This window comes from Pseudomonas sp. BS-2016 (assembly GCF_001806145.1).
In the GTDB taxonomy this organism is placed as follows: Bacteria; Pseudomonadota; Gammaproteobacteria; order Pseudomonadales; family Pseudomonadaceae; genus Aquipseudomonas; species Aquipseudomonas lundensis.
The window spans coordinates 515,292-532,432 of sequence record NZ_MLCT01000013.1; the positions used below are offsets into that span (position 1 = coordinate 515,292).

The 17,141-nt window shown below is 59.9% G+C and carries 14 protein-coding genes and 1 pseudogene; 8 read left to right on the forward strand and 7 right to left on the reverse strand.

Annotated features, from left to right (window positions below; translation table 11 throughout):
- Nucleotides 1–136 precede the first annotated feature (136 nt).
- From BKD70_RS04450 to BKD70_RS04460, 3 genes are all read left to right on the forward strand, one after another.
- Nucleotides 137–640, forward strand: a complete 504-nt coding sequence (locus BKD70_RS04450) for a sigma-70 family RNA polymerase sigma factor (RefSeq protein WP_047279173.1) — start codon at nucleotides 137–139, stop codon at nucleotides 638–640.
- Complete coding sequence (locus BKD70_RS04455) at nucleotides 637–1,584, forward strand: FecR domain-containing protein (protein ID WP_047278207.1); 948 nt, start codon at nucleotides 637–639, stop codon at nucleotides 1,582–1,584. Before BKD70_RS04450 ends, BKD70_RS04455 begins: the two co-directional genes overlap by 4 nt.
- Before the next feature lie 100 nt (nucleotides 1,585–1,684).
- The gene (locus tag BKD70_RS04460; RefSeq protein ID WP_047278205.1) at nucleotides 1,685–4,123 is read left to right on the forward strand and encodes a TonB-dependent siderophore receptor; all 2,439 of its coding nucleotides are present in this window, start codon (nucleotides 1,685–1,687) and stop codon (nucleotides 4,121–4,123) included.
- Between the two features lie 154 nt (nucleotides 4,124–4,277).
- On the opposite strand, the gene BKD70_RS04465 is transcribed toward BKD70_RS04460, so the two are convergent.
- Entirely contained in the window at nucleotides 4,278–4,622 is a 345-nt protein-coding gene (locus BKD70_RS04465) for a hypothetical protein (RefSeq protein WP_047278203.1), read from the reverse strand.
- A gap of 239 nt (nucleotides 4,623–4,861) precedes the next feature.
- On the opposite strand from BKD70_RS04465, the gene BKD70_RS04470 reads away from it, so the two are divergent.
- Nucleotides 4,862–5,857, forward strand: coding sequence for a cytochrome-c peroxidase (locus tag BKD70_RS04470; protein WP_273415006.1), 996 nt, complete (start codon nucleotides 4,862–4,864; stop codon nucleotides 5,855–5,857).
- A 41-nt stretch (nucleotides 5,858–5,898) separates the two neighbouring features.
- Here BKD70_RS04470 and BKD70_RS04475 read toward each other — a convergent pair whose 3' ends face one another.
- Nucleotides 5,899–6,570 (reverse strand): polysaccharide lyase family 7 protein, encoded by a 672-nt coding sequence (locus tag BKD70_RS04475; RefSeq protein WP_047278201.1) that lies wholly within the window; start codon nucleotides 6,568–6,570, stop codon nucleotides 5,899–5,901.
- Nucleotides 6,571–6,895: 325 nt separating this feature from the next.
- Here BKD70_RS04475 and BKD70_RS04480 point away from each other — a divergent pair.
- From BKD70_RS04480 to BKD70_RS04490, 3 genes and pseudogenes are all read left to right on the forward strand, one after another.
- A pseudogene (locus tag BKD70_RS04480) lies at nucleotides 6,896–8,206 on the forward strand (diguanylate cyclase domain-containing protein); the annotation flags it as partial.
- Nucleotides 8,207–8,304: 98 nt separating this feature from the next.
- Nucleotides 8,305–8,805 (forward strand): M48 family metallopeptidase, encoded by a 501-nt coding sequence (locus BKD70_RS04485; RefSeq protein ID WP_047278199.1) that lies wholly within the window; start codon nucleotides 8,305–8,307, stop codon nucleotides 8,803–8,805.
- Between the two features lie 63 nt (nucleotides 8,806–8,868).
- Nucleotides 8,869–9,165 carry a helix-turn-helix domain-containing protein gene (locus BKD70_RS04490; RefSeq protein ID WP_047278197.1) on the forward strand — a complete coding sequence of 99 codons (297 nt, stop codon included), beginning with the start codon at nucleotides 8,869–8,871 and terminating at the stop codon, nucleotides 9,163–9,165.
- Here BKD70_RS04490 and BKD70_RS04495 read toward each other — a convergent pair.
- Nucleotides 9,156–9,623: a GNAT family N-acetyltransferase gene (locus tag BKD70_RS04495; RefSeq protein ID WP_047278195.1), complete on the reverse strand. Its 468-nt coding sequence runs from the start codon at nucleotides 9,621–9,623 to the stop codon at nucleotides 9,156–9,158. The two genes, BKD70_RS04490 and BKD70_RS04495, sit on opposite strands and share 10 nt — an antisense overlap.
- 217 nt (nucleotides 9,624–9,840) lie before the next feature.
- Between BKD70_RS04495 and BKD70_RS04500 the strand changes: the two genes are divergently transcribed.
- Entirely contained in the window at nucleotides 9,841–10,578 is a 738-nt protein-coding gene (locus BKD70_RS04500; protein ID WP_047278193.1) for an ABC transporter substrate-binding protein, read from the forward strand.
- A gap of 32 nt (nucleotides 10,579–10,610) precedes the next feature.
- On the opposite strand, the gene yccS is transcribed toward BKD70_RS04500, so the two are convergent.
- The 4 genes from yccS to mdtD form a co-directional block, all read right to left on the reverse strand.
- Entirely contained in the window at nucleotides 10,611–12,785 is a 2,175-nt protein-coding gene (gene yccS, locus BKD70_RS04505) for a YccS family putative transporter (RefSeq protein WP_047278191.1), read from the reverse strand.
- 110 nt (nucleotides 12,786–12,895) lie between these two features.
- Nucleotides 12,896–14,074 carry an NAD(P)/FAD-dependent oxidoreductase gene (locus BKD70_RS04510; RefSeq protein WP_047278189.1) on the reverse strand — a complete coding sequence of 393 codons (1,179 nt, stop codon included), beginning with the start codon at nucleotides 14,072–14,074 and terminating at the stop codon, nucleotides 12,896–12,898.
- Between the two features lie 132 nt (nucleotides 14,075–14,206).
- Nucleotides 14,207–15,544, reverse strand: a complete 1,338-nt coding sequence (dbpA, locus tag BKD70_RS04515; RefSeq protein ID WP_240478041.1) for an ATP-dependent RNA helicase DbpA — start codon at nucleotides 15,542–15,544, stop codon at nucleotides 14,207–14,209.
- Nucleotides 15,545–15,691: 147 nt separating this feature from the next.
- Nucleotides 15,692–17,122 carry a multidrug transporter subunit MdtD gene (gene mdtD, locus BKD70_RS04520; protein WP_047278187.1) on the reverse strand — a complete coding sequence of 477 codons (1,431 nt, stop codon included), beginning with the start codon at nucleotides 17,120–17,122 and terminating at the stop codon, nucleotides 15,692–15,694.
- Nucleotides 17,123–17,141: the final 19 nt, after the last annotated feature.

A 17,141-nucleotide genomic window follows, 5' to 3' on the forward strand; every position in this document is an offset into this window, starting at 1 on the left:
TACCCCACCCGTAGCGTTTCATCCGCGGCGTTCTGGCCACTGCCTCAAGTCACCCTGCCATCAAATGACCCTTGCATAATCAGCTTGCCATCACGACAATGCGAGCGATTACCATTTACGCATGGGTGGCATGTTCATGTCGGCGCTTGATCGCTCAGCACTTCATCAGTTGTACAGCGACCACAACAGTTGGCTGAAGGGCTGGTTGCGGGTTCGGTTGGGCAATGCGGCCGATGCCGCCGATCTGGCGCAGGATACGTTTGTGCGGGTCATGACGGCCCGGATCGACACGCCAATCCGCGAGCCACGCGGTTATCTGAGCGCCATCGCGCGGTCGCTGTTAATCGATAAATCCCGTCGCCGCACCATCGAGCAGGCCTATTTGCAGGCTTTATCGCTGCGCCCTGAACCGGTCGATATTTCGCCGGAAACGCGGCTGTCGATCATCGAAATGCTGGTCTCAATCGATACGCTGCTCGATGAACTGGGCTGTCGGACACGGGATATTTTCCTCGCGGTGCAACTTGAAGGACTCAGCTACGTGGCGACGGCCGAACGCTACGGCGTGTCCGTCACCACGGTGAAAAATCATTTGATTCGGGCCATGACCCGCTGCCTGTTACTGATGGAGCACGAATGAGCGGTGCTCCCGACCTCAAGGTCCTTGAGGCCGCCGCAACGTGGTACGTGCAATTGAATGACGACACCTGCTGCGACGCCACGTCCCGCGCCTGGCAAACCTGGCTGCACGCCAGCCCCCAGCATGCGGCGGCGTGGGCACGTGTCGAGAAACTTCAGCAACAATGGGCCCGCGTGCCCCGTCAAACGGCCTTGTCCAGCCTCAGTGCAGCCAAGGCGCAGCGCCGGGAGGTCTTGAAAATACTCAGTCTGCTACTGGCCGCAGGTGCCTGTTCCTGGCTGGCGGTTGAAGAGCTGCCCTACCGTTCGATGCTCGCCGGGCAACGTACGGGCAGCCGCGAGCGGCGTTCGCTGCGCCTGGACGATGGCTCGCAGGTGCAGATGAATGCCCACACATCGCTGGACATCCGCTTCGATTCAACCCAGCGCCTGATCCAGCTGCACGGTGGGGAAATTCTGGTTCAGACCGCCAAGGACTCGGCCCTGCGGCCTTTTATTGTAGATACCGGAGAAGGGCGCGTGCGGGCACTGGGCACGCAATTCAGCGTGCGCCAACTGCCCGGGCGCACCCGTGTCGGCGTGTTGCAGGCCGCGGTTGAAGTGACGGCCCGTCGGTCATCCGGTCATCCTGTGCGGGTGGAGGCTGGGCAGCAAGTGACGTTTGACCGCGAGGCGATCGAGGACATTAGCCCTTTAGCAGCAGGGTCGACGGCTTGGGTCCACGGCATGCTGCGTGTGGACGACTGGCGGCTGGGGGACTTTGTCGAGGAACTGAACCGCTATCGGCCCGGCGTGTTGCAGTGTGCGACAGCGGTTCAGGACCTACGCATATCGGGCGCTTTTCGTATCGATGACACCGAAACCGTACTGGAGAACCTGAGTAAAACCCTGCCAGTAAAGGTGCGTTTCATGACCCGCTATTGGGCCAGCATCGAGCCCGCTTAAAAGGTTTCCTGTTGAACCTTGCTGATTTTGATTCTCATCCGTCAATGACATAAGCCGCGATCGCAGCGAGTTACTGCCATGACAACGCAAGGATCACCCAATGCACCCGCTCCCCCTCACTGCCACCCATAAAATCACCCGTGCTGTGCGCCTGTCGCTGCTGGGCGCGTCCCTGGCCAGCCTGTCTGCGCTGGCGATGATGCCCGCGCTGAGTTATGCGCACAGCCAAACGACCTACCAGATACCGGCTGGCCCGCTGGGCAGCGCCTTGACCCAATTTGGCGTGCAAGCGGGGGTGACGATTTCGTTTGATACCGAGCAGGCTCGTCAGCTCACCACCGCCGGGCTTGAAGGGTCATACAGCATTGAAGAGGCGTTGGACCGCTTGCTGGCCAGCAGCGGGCTGCACGCCGAGCGTCAGACGAACGGGGGCTATGTGCTGGTCGCGCGCAGCCTTCAGTCCGGCCTCCAGCTGGGTGCCACTGAAGTGGTGACCAACCAGTTGGGTTCAGTGACCGAAGGCACTGGCTCTTACGCGCCGGGCTACATCGCCACGGCCACGCGCATGGTGCTCAAGCCCCGCGAGACACCGCAATCGATCAGCGTCATCACCCGCCAGCATATGGATGATTTCGCGCTCGACAACGTTGACGATGTGATGCGTCACACACCGGGCATCACCGTCTCGGCGTACGACACGGACCGGACCAATTACTACTCGCGCGGTTTCTCGATCAACAACTTCCAGTACGACGGCATTCCTTCGGCGGTGCGCAACGTTGCCTATTCGGCGGGCAACACCCTGAGCGACATGGCGATCTATGACCGTATCGAGGTGCTCAAGGGGGCTTCCGGATTGTTGAGCGGCGCCGGTTCGCTGGGCGGCACCATCAACCTGGTGCGCAAGAAGCCCACCCATGATTTTCATGGCCATATCACCACGGGCGCCGGCTCCTGGGACAACTACCGCACGGAAGCGGACATCAGCGGCCCGTTGACCGACAGCGGCAACGTACGTGGCCGCGCAGTGGCGGCCTATCAAGACCGTCAGTCCTATATCGACCGCTACTCCAACCAGAGTTCGGTGTTCTACGGCATCCTCGAAGCCGACCTCACGCCTGACACGTTGCTGACCGTGGGCGCCGACTATCAGGACAACCGGCCTCAGGGGTCAACCTGGTCGGGGAGTTTTCCGCTGTACAACTACGCTGGCGAGATCAACGACGCCAAGCGTTCATTCAGCAATGCCACCGACTGGAGCAGTTGGCAGCAATACACCCGCACCGTTTTTGCCACGCTGGAACAAGACCTCGGCGGTGGCTGGGTCGGCAAGCTGCAACTCGATCACAAGCTCAATGGCTACGACGCCCAGTTGGGCGCCATCCAGTTCAACCAGCCCGCAGCCGATGGCACGGCGACCATCAATGCGCAACGCTACAAGGGTGAAACCACCAGCGATGCGGCTGACCTCTATATCAGTGGCCCTTACAGCCTGATGGGGCGTGAACACCAACTGGTGCTGGGCGGCTCGATCAGCAAGGCAAACTGGCAAGGCAAAGGTTTCTGGGACGTTAAGTTCTCCACGCCCAACCTGGTCGATTACTTCAACTGGAACGGGCACCTGGCCAAACCTGATTGGGGCAGGGCATCCCAAATCAGCGATGACACGGTGCGTCAGACGGGGATGTACGGGACCACCCGGCTCTCTATCACCGACGACCTGAATGTGTTTCTCGGTGCGCGAGTGGTGGACTACACCCTGACCGGCACCACCACGACCTACCATGAATCTGGCCGCGTGATCCCCTATGCGGGCATCACGTATGACCTGACCGACTCCCTCACGGCGTATGCCAGCTACACCGACGTGTTCATGCCGCAGGAGTTCTACAACCTGGATCGACACAGCAAGATGCTCGACCCGGACCAGGGTGAAAACTATGAAATCGGCCTCAAGAGCGAAATGTTCGAGGGCCGCCTGAATGCCAGCCTGGCGTACTTTGAGATCAAGGAAAGCAATCGCCCCATCCCCGACGACGCCTGGAACAACCTGTCGCCCACGCCACCCAACTATGCCTTCAAGGGCACTGCCGCGAGGACCAAGGGCTATGAGCTGGAAATATCCGGGGAGTTGAGCCCCGGCTGGAGCTTGCAAGGTGGCTACACGCACAAGGTAGTACGCGATGACACAGGCAAGAAAATCTCGACCTTTGAGCCCGAAGACCAGCTCAGCTTCTACACCATTTACAAACTCAAGGGCGACCTGAGCAAAGTCTCCGTGGGCGGTGGTGCCCGTTGGCAGAGCACGGCCTGGCAAGAAATGTACAACGGCCCGAAAAACCGCTACGAGGATTTCTCGCAGAAGCCCTATTGGCTGGTCGACCTGATGACCCGTTATCAATTCACGGAAAACCTGTCGACCACCCTTAACGTCAATAACGTGTTCGACAAGTACTACTTCACCAACATCGGGTTCTATAACTCGGCGATTTATGGCGAGCCACGCAACTTTATGGTGACCACGCGCTGGGACTTCTGAGCCTGACGGTCAGGGGCTCACCTTGCCCCTGACTGTGGAAAAAAAACCAATGAGTGACGGTCAGTGAGCAGAGAGTGATCGTTGCTCAAGGTTGACAGCACTGCCAGCGCAACTGGTTTTGAGTTGGGGCTAAAAAGGGTCTGGATCTGCCTGCCTACAACGAATCAGGGTCCACGCCATTGCCCCTGAGCAGTGCGTCCACCAGCGAGCGGGTCATCTCGACGGAATGCAGCATCGACCAGATCAGCCCTCGCTCTATGCCGCTGGCGCGTTCGGTGATCTCGTCCGAAACCTCCTCGGTGCTTTTGAGCATGATCGACATATGCTTCAAGGCTTCCAACGCCCGCACGTCACCGCGCACGGCGAAAGGCGAGGCCGGGCTGACCTCGGCGGGTTGAGTCGGGTTGAGTTCGTCCAGCGGAGCGGGTGCAGCGTTGAGGTCATCAAGCAGGCGTCGAGTTTTTTCATCGTGCTGGTGATCGTCGCGCTTTTTCTTCATGTCGATTCCACTAGGAGCATCAATTGGGCCAGGCCGCTTGGCGACTCAAGAAGATAGCCCTGTGACTTTCAGGGCCGCAAGCAGTGCCTGCGGGGGGATCGTCATCTCAGAAGTGCCCTTCACTTACATACGGAAACATCCCACTTTTGACCGGGGATGGATCCGTTGACTCGCATCATCTGGCCATCACGTTACGTAACCCATAGTGGTTAAAAAACCATAACGTGAAGGAGAACACCGTGATTAAACCGTGGGTTGCACTGTGCAGTTTGATGCTGGGGGTGCAGGCGTGGGCCGCCGTGCCGATCAATGAACCGATACAGCCGATACAACCGGCAAAAATAACTGACCCGGCGAAGGTGGAACTGGGCAAGCAGTTATGGTTTGACCCGAGGTTGTCCAAGTCCGGATTTATTTCCTGTAACTCGTGCCACAACTTGAGCATGGGCGGTAGCGATAATTTACCGACGTCCATTGGTCACAACTGGCATCAAGGGCCGATCAATTCGCCCACGGTGCTTAACTCCAGCCTGAACGTCGTGCAGTTTTGGGACGGGCGCGCCAAAACCCTCAAGGAACAGGCGGGCGGGCCGATTGCCAACCCCGGTGAAATGGGCTTTACCCACAACCTGGCCTCTGACGTGGTGCGCTCGATCCCGCAATATCGCGCTTCATTCAAAGCGGTGTATGGCGATGACACGGTCAGTATCGACCACATCACCGATGCACTGGCGGCATTCGAGGAGACGCTGGTCACACCCAATGCGCCGTTTGACCGGTGGTTAAAAGGTGAAAAAGACGCTATCAGCCCGGCCGCGGTTAAAGGGTATGAACTGTTTAAAAACACGGGCTGCATTGCTTGCCATAACGGCGAGGCCGTGGGCGGAGCATCGATGCAGAAAATGGGGATGATCGAGCCCTATGTGACCAAGAACCCGTCCGAAGGTGTCGCCGGGCTGACGGGTAAAGACACCGACCGCATGCTGTTCAAGGTGCCCACCTTGCGCAACGTCGAGCTGACTTATCCGTACTTCCATGACGGTGCGTACTGGAATCTGGATGAAGCGGTGGATGTGATGGCCCGACTGCAATTGGGTCGCAAACTGAGCCAGGAGGAGGTGGGGCAGATAGTGGCTTTCCTTAAAACCCTGACGGGCGATCAGCCGAGCTTTATGTTGCCGCAGTTGCCGCCGTCCTCTGCACACACCCCGCACCCCGTGCCATTCGGCCAGTGATGCATTGAAGACAGAGCCGCCACGGCGGCTCTGCGCTTAACTCAGGGCGCGTTGTGGTCGATGTCCAGCTTGCTGAACGTGACTTGCCCGCCTTCTTTGCTATTGCCTGTGTTGTCCTGCACGTACGCCCCGGCCTTGAAGTACAACGGTTTGTCGCGCCATGTAGCGCTGATGGGCGTGTTCCAGACTTTATTGGCGCCCTTGACGTTCAAGGTGCCGTCGGGTGTCAGGTTGATGACATAGGTGAAGCTCTTTTGCAGAGGCACATTCTCGGCCACCGTTACGGTCTTGATGGTGGTGTCGTTGGGGCGTATGCGCACCTTGGCCACCAGGTTGCCGCTGAGTTTGCTGGTCTTGTATTGGTATTCCAGCTTGAGCAGGGGCTGCTGACTTTGAAACGCATGGATCTGCCCGATCACGACCTTGCCGGAGGAGGGCACTTGATTGACGGCCAGCGTGGCGTTCAAAAAATGGTTGGCGCTGGGGTACAGCCAATTGCGCAAAGAGCCATCGGCGCGGGTTTCACGTAATTCGCTGCGCGGGTAAATGGCGTTGACGGTGGTGCTTCCGGTCACCGGCGCCCAGAAAAAAAGCGTGCCGGAATCGGCATGGAAATACACATTTTTGAAACCCTTAAGCAGGCGGGGAGTGTCGATGGTCGTCGGAGTGGAGCCGACCGGAACGCTCAGGTTCCAGGTTGCCAGATCGATCATGTTTCGGGCCTTGTGCTGCTGCGCTTACAGGCCACACACACCGGGGTGGTGTCTGGACCAAGGCTTTGACGGGAGGTCTTTATAGGACGAACGGTATGGCCAGTTAAATGATGGCACTTTTATTTGACGTCAAAAAAAACGTTATAACCGTAAAGCCCGCATTACACGTGGGGATAAACGGGCATACCGTTAGTCGGTTGGATCCACTTATGTCTAATTGCGTAGCGCAAGGTCGCTTCTGCTTTGCAGTGCCCGGGTTTAGAGTTGAACTTCAGTTTTAGTCCGGTTTTCACCTGAGTTCAGGACAGTCATATAGAGAAGCAGCATGGAATGCGTGCCCGAGAAACCGGCTGAGGCTGGTTCAGTTCTTTTGGTAGTGGATGATTACCCTGAAAATCTGATCAGCATGCAGGCGTTGTTGCAGCGCCCCGACTGGCACATTCTGACCGCCGCGTCAGGTGTTGAAGCCCTGGACATGTTGCTGCGCCACGAGGTCGATCTGGTGCTGCTGGACGTTCAGATGCCCGTCATGGACGGGTTTGAAGTCGCGCGTTTGATGCGTGGCAGCCAGCGTACGCGTTTTACCCCCATTATTTTCCTGACCGCCAACGCGCAATCGCGGGATGCCGTCCTGGAGGGCTACGCATGCGGTGCCGTTGACTACCTGCTCAAGCCTTTTGATTCCCAAATTCTCAAACCCAAAGTGCAGGCGCTGCTGGAGCATCAAAGCAATGCCAGGGCGTTGCGTCGCCTGAGCCGCGATCTGGAAATTGCCCAGGCGTTCAATGCTTCGGTACTGGAAAACGCCGCCGAGGGGATTCTGGTGGTCAACGAGGACGGCCGTATCCGCTTTGCCAACCCGGCCATTTCGCGCCTGCTCAAGGTCTCGGTGGCGGGGCTCGAAGGCGTGCCGCTGCTGGATTTTCTGCAAAAGCCCCACGTTCCGGACTGGTATGAATCTGCCATCTACCACGGCTACCAGCGGGGCGAAACCTACCGGGTGCATGACGCCATCCTGCGTTCGGCCCACGACCAGTTGCTCCCCGTGACCTTGTCCTGTGCGCCGCTTTCCGGGCAGCAACACGCCATGGTGGTGACGGTGCTGGACATGTCCGAAGTGTGCCATCTGCATCAGCAGCTTGAACTGCAAGCCATCACCGATTCGCTTACGGGGTTATTGAACCGGCGCGGTTTTCAACGGGCTGTCGACGCATTGCTGATGCGCGATGACGTCGATGCGCAACTGCGCGTGTTGTTGTACCTGGACCTGGATGGGTTCAAGCGCATCAATGACTCGCTGGGGCATGAGGTCGGAGACCACGCCCTGAGCTGGGTCTCCGAACAGCTGGAGCAGTGCGCCCGCCCCGGCGATATTCTGGGCCGCATTGGCGGGGATGAATTCACCCTGTTGTTGAACGTCGATGAGCCGCAGGAAGCCGCGCAGATTGCCGAGCAACTGATCGAGCGGATTGCAGTGCATCAGCTCATCCAGGGGCTGGATGTCAGCCTCGGCGTCAGCATTGGCATTGCGGTTTACCCCGGCGGCGACACCGGCCTTGAAACCCTGATGCGCGCAGCCGACGCGGCCATGTATGAAGCCAAGCGGGCAGGGCGTCAGCAGTACCGTTTTTATGACGCGCTGATCAGCACCCAGGCGCTGCTCAGCCCTGCTCACTGGAAGTAAGGGCCGGTGCGCCGCTACACTGGCGCACCTTTACGCGTCGCGCGGGCCCCATGACTGTTCTCAAATACCTCCAGGCATACCCTCAGACCTTGCAGGATCAAGTGCGGCAATTGATCGAGCGCGATCAGTTAGGCGCGTACCTGAACGAACGCTACCCCGGCAAACATGCCGTGCAAAGCGACAAGGCCCTGTACGCGTACGCGCTCGAACTCAAGCAGGAACACCTGCGCAATGCGCCGTCCTTCGACAAGGTGCTGTTCGATAACCGCCTCGACCTGACCCACCGCGCACTGGGCTTGCACACCACCATTTCACGGGTACAGGGCGGCAAGCTCAAGGCCAAGAAAGAGCTGCGCGTGGCCTCTTTGTTCAAAGACACCGCGCCCGCGTTCCTGAAGATGATCGTCGTCCACGAGTTGGCCCACTTGAAAGAATCGGACCACAACAAAGCGTTCTACAAACTGTGCCAGTACATGTTGCCCGACTACCACCAGCTGGAATTCGACTTGCGGGTGTACCTGACGTGGCGTGACATGCAGGGCAAACCCTGACTTGACCGGCGGCCGCGCACCGGTTCGCGCAGTCGGCAATCCAACGTGTGACAGGAGTGATCAATGGACGTCAGTAAAACCAAAAGCAGCTTTTACCGGCGCCTGTATGTGGCCTGGTTGATTGATACCCAACGGGCCAGCAATGTGCCGGCGCTCACCGAAGTGACCGGCATGCCCCGCCGCACGGCGCAGGACACCCTTGCAGCGCTCGCTGACCTGGACATCCTGTGCGAATTCGAACAAGAGGACGGCGCCCGCAATCACGCCGGGCGCTACGTGATCCGCAGTTGGGGCCCGATTGATAAAAGTTGGGTCGCCCGACAGGTGGAGCAGATCAAGCAGGTATTGAATTACCCCTGAGCGTCGGCGTTCAGGCGCATGCCGATATGCGGGATGTTGTCTTCGAAGTAGGGCTCGCCCACGGCGTTAAAACCGTGCTTGGCGTACAGCGATTGCAGGTGCGCCTGGGCGGACAGGAAGACAGGCTCCTGCGGCCAGTTTTCTTTGATGTTATGCAGCGCCTGGTCCATCAAATCATGGCCCAGGCTCTGCCCACGTGCCTGCGGTGCAACAATTACCCGGCCAATCACCACGTCCCCGGCATGGGACTCAGGGTCGAGCAAGCGGGCATACGCCACCAGTTGATCGTTTTGCCAGCCCATCAGGTGCAGCGTGTCACCTTCCAGATCCTGCCCGTCGATGTCCAGATAGGCGCATTCCTGTTCAACGATGAACACTTCGCAGCGCAGCTTCAAAATGGCGTACAGCTGTTCTTTACCCAGGTCAGAGTGGTGTTTACAGATCCAGTCAGTGGTCACGGTGTTGTCCTGAAAGAGTGGCAATCGCCAGATACTAGGCGCGAATGGCAAAGCAGGCCAAGCGTAAAAGTGTCAGCAGATAAGGCTTTTTGATATCAACCTACCGCGATTGGGGGTTATCTTTAAGTGGCCCGGGCCTTCATCCCTTGACGCTGATCAGGATGAGACCCAATAAATGGCAGCTAAATAATAGTGGGCAGCCCCTTAAGGATCTTGCATGTCTCGCTTGCGCAGAGCTTTGATTGTGTCTGGATTGACCTTATGGGCTCATCACGCCAGCGCCGACACGCTGCGCCTGGTGGGCGATCACTGGCCGCCGTTTACCGATGGCACGCTGGTCAATGGCGGGCTGGCCACCGATCTGGTCAGCACGGCCCTTGCGCGGGCCGGTTACCCCAGCGCTTTTGAGCAAGTGCCGTGGGCCAGGGCGTTGCAAGGGATACAAAACGGTCGTTACGACGTGCTGGTTAACGCCTGGTTCCATGAAGATCGTCAGAAAATCGGGCAGTTTTCAGCGCCGTATCTGCAAAACCGCCTGCGTTTTATCCGCCGCAAAGACTCCCCCGTTGAATACGACACGCTGGGGCAGTTGACCGGTTATGCCATCGCCTATGTGCCCGGTTACGCCTATACCCCCGAGTTCGACAACAGCACCCAGCTCAACAAAGTCCCTGTGCATAACTTTGCGATGGCTGTGCGCATGCTGGTGGCAGGCCGGGTGAGCCTGACGCTGGAAGACGAGTATGTGGCGCGCTACCGGCTGTCGCGCGAATCGGCGCGGGTGCGCAACGCGGTGGAGTTCATGCCCAAGGCCTTGAGCGAAAACCAGCTGCATATTCTGGTCAGCCTGCAAAACCCCGATCACGCCAAAATCGTCTCGGATTTCGACCGTGAAATCACCGCCATGAAAGCCGACGGCAGTTTTGAACGCCTGCTCAAAGCCCATGGCATGTAGGCCGTATTAGTCGCCCGAGGCGCTAAATGGCTTTACGGGGTTTTGATCAAGTGCGCAGCCAGTGTGCGCAAAGGCCCGAGCTGGCGGCAGATCAGCGCCAGTTGGGTTTGCACCAGTCGCTGGCTTTCGTCGATGTCATCCGGCATCTGCTCCAGCGCGCTGGCCAGCGCTTCCTCGTCATCGCTTTGCACCGCCACCGGTTGACGGTTGACCAGCCCTTGGGCGATCAGGTCAATGCTGTCGGCAATCGTGCGCCCGGCCCCTTCGATCAACTGTTCGCGCACCTCGGGCGGTAACTGCGTGTCGCGGTGCGCACCCAGCCCTGACAGATAACTGAGCAAGGTGTGCGACAACACCAGAAAGCGGAAGCCCATGTCCGCATCCTTACGGAAGTGCCCCGGTTCCATCAGCATGTTGGCCAGCGTGGTCGACAGCGCGGCATCCGCGTTGTGGGCATTGCGTCGGGCCAGCCGATAGGCCAGGTCGTCGCTTTTGCCCTGCGCGTATTGCTGCAAGATCTGGCGCAGGTACTGGCTGTTGCAGCTCAAGGTGTTGGCCAGCACTTTATTCAGGCGCCGCCCTTGCCAGTCGGGCAGGAACAGGAACACGGCGGCAGCCGCAATCACGCTGCCCACCAAGGTGTCGAACAGGCGCGGCAGGAACAACCCGTAGCCGTCGCCCACCTGATTGAAGCAAAACAGCACCATCAAGGTGATGGCCGCGGTGCTCAAGGTGTAGCGCGAGGTGCGGTTAATAAAGAACACCACCCCGGCCGCCACCGCAAACATCGACTGGATCAGCGGGTTGGGGAACAGATCGAACAGCGCCCAGCCCACCGCCAGGCCGATGGCCGTGCCGATGATGCGCTGGCTGAACTTGCGCCGCGTAGCCCCGTAGCTGGGCGAGCACACAAACAATGTGGTCAGGATGATCCAGTAGCCTTGGGTCGGGTGAATCCAGTGCACCATGGCAAAGCCGATGCACAGTGCCAACGGCAGGCGCAGGGCGTGACGAAAGATCAGCGACGTGGGCGTCAGGTTCTGGCGCAGACGCGACCACACATCCTTCAGGTTGCGCGGCGAGCGGTCCAGCAAGCTGCTGTCGGTGGCGTCCGCCAAGGTGTCGGGGTTGCTGGCGTCACTCAGCAACCGGTCGAGGGTGCCGAGGTTCGCGGCCAGCGCCCGCAGGGAGCGCAACAGCCCGCGCCAGGCCGGATTGCTCTGGATGCGCAAGTGTTCGAGCGAGGCATGCAAGTCGCCCAGCGCTTCGGCAAAACTGTCGTCATAGACAAAGGCTTGGCGCAGCTTGATCGATTCGGACAACCGCTGGCAGGCGACCCCTTGCTGGCGCAGCAGGCGCTGGCAGCGGAACATGACGTCACTGTGGAAGAAGGCATCGGCCAGCGCGTTGTAAGGGTAGTGCGAGGAGCTGGCGCGCTCGTGAATGTCCTGGGCCAGGAAGTACAGCTTCAAGTAGCGACTGAGGGTGGAGCCCGGCCGCGAGTTGCCGACCCGGTGCAGGATGATTTCCTTGGCGGTGTTCAGGGCTGCCACCACTTTGCCGTTCTGACGGGCCAGCTCAAGGCGACCGGCTTCCACGTCCAGCGTGCGGATCGGTTCGAACAACGACGATTTGAGCTTGAGGTACAGCCCCAATTCCCAAAACAGCCGCGCCAGGCTTTGCTGCACCGGCTGATTGGAAAACAGCGCCTGCCACAGTACCGACAGCACGCCATACCAGGCGGCGCCCGCCACCAGCAGCAGCGGTTCGTGCCAGAAGTCGGTCACTTCGCCGCCACGCTGATCCACACCGATCATCGTGTACACCGCCAGAATCAGCGTGGCAGAGGCAATGGCGCCATAGCGCTCACCCAAGGCCCCGAGCATGGTCAGGCCAAAGCTGGCCAGCGCCAGCGCGCACACCATCAACAGCGGGTAGGGGAATAACAGTTCAACCGTGGTCGCAGCGGCGGTGAAACACACCAGCGTCACCAGCAAGGCATTCAGACGGCCTTGCCAGCTGTCATCGGTTTCGGACAGGGCGCTGGCGATGATCCCCAAAAACAGCGGGATCAGCAGCTTCATTTCATTCTGATACCAGCAAAAGGCCATGCTGCCGGTCAGGGCGATAAACACCCGCACGCTGTAACTGAACTTGTCCTGTGCCCACAGGCGGCGCAGAGACTGTCGAACGGTTTTCGATGACATTGAAGTGGCGTTGCCTTGCGAGTCGTTTCGCTAAATTGAGCCAGTTATGACGACAGTGCAATGACACTGTTCACATCGCCCCCAAAAAAATTCAGGGGCTGTCAACGCGGTCAGACGTATTGCGCTGCCGCGTAGCCCGAAGCCCAGGCCCACTGAAAATTGAAGCCGCCCAAGTGGCCGCTGACATCCAGCACCTCGCCCACGAAATACAGGCCAGGGCTTTTCAGCGATTCCATGGTTTTGGACGACACTTCGCGCGTGTCCACACCCCCCAGCGTCACCTCGGCGGTGCGGTAGCCTTCGGTGCCCGCCGGTACGACCTTCCAGCTCGCCAGTTTGTCCGCCACGTCCGCCAGCTCACCGGGCGTGTATTGCTTCATTGGCTTGGACACAAACCAGTGTTCGGCCAGCAGGTTGGCCATCTTCTTGGTGAAAATCTCGCCCAGCAGGGTTTTCAGCTCGCTGTTCGGGCGTTCGGCCTGCTGGCTGTGCAGCCAGTCGAGGGCGTCGAGGTCGGGCAGCAGGTTGATTTCAACCGTATCGCCAGGGTTCCAGAACGATGAAATCTGCAAAATCGCCGGGCCGCTCAAGCCACGGTGAGTGAACAGGATGTTCTCGCGAAAGCTCTGGTCGTTGCAGCTCACCAGGCAATCCACCGAGGTGCCGGACAGTTCGGTGCAGATCGCTTTCAACTGGTCTGTGATGGTGAACGGCACCAGCCCGGCGCGGGTCGGCAGCAGGGTATGCCCGAACTGCTTGGCCACTTGATAGCCGAAACCGGTCGCACCGAGGGTCGGGATCGACAAGCCGCCGGTGGCGATCACCAGCGATTGGCACTGCAACGCATCGAGCGTGGTGTTCACGGTGTAGCCGGCTTCGGTTTTCTCGATCTGCTCGACGGACGTGTCCAGGTGCAGGCTGACCCCCGCGTGCTGGCATTCGTCCAGGAGCATCTCAAGGATGTCGCTGGACTTGTTGTCGCAAAACAGTTGGCCGAGTTTTTTCTCGTGGTACGGCACGCCATGCTTGGCCACCATCGCGATGAAATCCCACTGGGTGTAACGGGCCAATGCCGACTTGCAGAAGTGCGGGTTCTGCGACAGAAAATTGTTGGGTTCGGTGTACATATTGGTGAAGTTGCAACGTCCACCGCCGGACATGAGGATTTTTTTGCCCGCCTTGTTGGCGTGGTCGATCAACATCACCTTGCGCCCACGTCCGGCAGCGGTCAGCGCGCACATCAAGCCTGCGGCGCCAGCGCCAATGATTACAACGTCGGTAGAACGCACAGCGCAGTCCTCACTAAAAGCTACCCTCACCCCGGCCTCTCCCGGTGGGGGAGGCCTGAGATGAGACGATCTTGAATTCTGCCCCCTCGCCCTCCGGGAGAGGGTTGGGGCGAGGGGGTTTTTTAAAGCGTTTTACAACACCCGAACGCGCAGCGAACGGCCTTTGATCTTGCCGTCGCTCAGGCGCTGAGCGGCCTGCTTGGCGATGGTGCGATCCACGGCCACGTACGCCTGGAAGTCGAAAATCGCAATTTTGCCGACCTGAGCGCCCGGGATTCCGGCGTCGCCTGTCAGCGCGCCAAGAATGTCGCCCGGACGCACTTTGTCTTTACGACCGGCACCGATGCACAACGTGCTCATGGCCGGCAGCAGCGGCGCGCCACCCTGCGAGGTGAGGGTGTCGAGGGTTTCCCAATTCAGCGGGGCTTTCTGCAATTGTTCGATGGCCTGGGCGCGGTGCGCTTCGGACGGGGCGACCAGGCTGATGGCGATGCCTTTTTCACCGGCACGGCCGGTACGCCCTACACGGTGAATGTGGATTTCGGAATCGCGCGCCAGTTCGACGTTGATGACCATGTCCAGGGCATCGATGTCCAGACCACGGGCGGCTACGTCCGTGGCCACCAGCACCGACGTCGAGCGGTTGGCGAACATGGCCAGTACCTGATCGCGGTCGCGCTGTTCCAGATCGCCGTGCAGGCCGACCGCCGAAATGCCTTTGGAGGTCAGGTGGTCGACGGTTTCCTGAACCTGCTGCTTGGTGAAGCAGAAGGCCACGCACGATTGCGGGCGGAAATGGCCCAGCACCTTGGTCACGGCGCTCATGCGTTCTTCAGGGGAGATCTCGTAGAAACGCTGCTCGATCTGGCTGTCAGTGTGCAACGCCTCGGCCTTGACCTGCTGCGGGTTGCGCATGAACTTGGACGACAACTGCTTGATGCCGACCGGGTACGTGGCCGAGAACAGCAAGGTCTGACGGCGCTCCGGGGTTTGCACGATGATGTCTTCGATGGCGTCGTAGAAGCCCATGTCGAGCATGCGGTCGGCTTCGTCCAGCACCAGCGTGTTCAGGCCGTCGAGGACCAGCGAACCTTTGCGCAAGTGCTGCTGGATGCGGCCCGGGGTGCCGACGATGATGTGCGCGCCGTGCTCCAGCGAACCGATCTGCGGCCCGAAGGACACGCCACCACACAGGGTCAGCACTTTGATGTTGTCTTCGGCGCGGGCCAGACGGCGGATTTCTTTGGCGACCTGGTCAGCCAGTTCGCGGGTCGGGCAAATCACCAACGCCTGACAGCCGAAGAAGCGCGGGTTGATCGGGTTCAGCAGGCCGATACCAAAGGCGGCGGTCTTGCCGCTGCCGGTCTTGGCCTGAGCGATCAGGTCCATGCCTTTGAGGATCACCGGCAAGCTCTGCGCCTGAATCGGCGTCATCTGGGCATAACCGAGGGAGTCGAGGTTAGCCAACATGGCGGCGGACAAGGGCAAAGTATTAAAAGCGGTGGCGATGGTGGTCACGGGACTGGCCTGCAAAACAAAATGTCGCGCAGTGTAACAGCCCAAGGCCCTTCGCCTGAAGATTCTGGACGAGTTGTCGCCCAGAATCTGCGGCAACGATCAGTGTTCCAGTTCGTGCTCCGAGTGGGCTTTGGGCTTACGGCCATCCTGAGGCGACAGTTGCAGGAAGATCGCCGCCGCCAGCATGGCCATGATGCCCACCGTCAGGAAGGTCAGCTGGAACGCCCCCAGCACCGTGTCGACCCCATCCCCGCCACCATCGCCCGTGAAACCGCCGAGCAGCGCGCCGGCACAGGCCACGCCCAGGCTGAGCGACAACTGCGCCACCACCGACAGCAAGCTGTTGCCACTGCTGGCGCTGGCGTCGTCGAGGTCGATCAGGGTCACGGTGTTCATGGCCGTGAACTGCAACGAGTTGATGGCGCCGAGCACGGCCAGCATCGACAGCAACAGCGGGTAGGGCGTATGTGCCGTCACCAACCCCATGCTGGCCAGCATGATGCCCAGCGCGAAGGTGTTGAAGGTCAGTACTTTGCGATAGCCCAGGCGCTCGATCAGCGGCCGCGCGACCCATTTGGCCAGCATCGCGGCGCCTGCCAGCGGCAGCATGCTCATCCCGGCCTGAGAAGGCGAATACCCCAACGCCACTTGCAGCAGCAACGGCACCAGAAACGGCAGCGCGCCACTGCCCAGACGCGCAAACAGGTTGCCGAGGATGCCCACGGCAAAGGTCTTGGTCTTGAACAGCCTGGGCGAAAACAGCGGGTTGGCGATGTTACCGGCGCGCAGCCAATACGCCGCCAGACACGCCATGCCCGCGAACAGCAGCAACATCACCCGCAAGTGCGGCATGTGCAGTTCGCCCAACCCTTCCATGGCAATGGTGATGAACACCATTGCCGCGCCAAACAGCAAAAAGCCCAGGCCATCGAAGCGGGTGCGTTCGTCGCCGCGCAAATCCGGAATGAAGTGCCAGACCGCCCAACAGCCGAACGCGCCGACCGGCAGGTTAATCAGGAAGATCCAGTGCCAGCTCAGGTACTGCACCATCCAGCCGCCCATGGTCGGGCCGATCAACGGGCCGAGCAGGCCGGGAATGGTGATGAAACCCATGATCCGCACCAGCTCCGAGCGCGGATACGCCTTAAGCACCACCAGCCGCCCCACCGGCAGCATCAGGGCGCCGCCCAGCCCTTGAATCACGCGGGCGCCGATCAGTTGATTGAGGGTGCCGGACAACGCGCACAGCAAAGAGCCGAGGCTGAACAGGAGGATGGCACTGAAGAAGATTTTCTTGGTGCCGAAGCGGTCGGCAATCCAGCCGGAAGCCGGGATCAGCAAGGCCACCGTGAGCATGTAAGCGACGATCACGCCCTGCATGCGCAAGGGGTTCTCGTCGAGGTCGCGGGCCATGTCGGGCAACGCCGTGTTGAGGATCGTGCCATCGAGTGACTGCATGAAGAACGCGATGGCGACCACCCACGGCAACCAGCGCAATGTTTCAGGACTGAGAACCGGGCGAGCGGGCATAAGACCTCGTCGTGTGAAA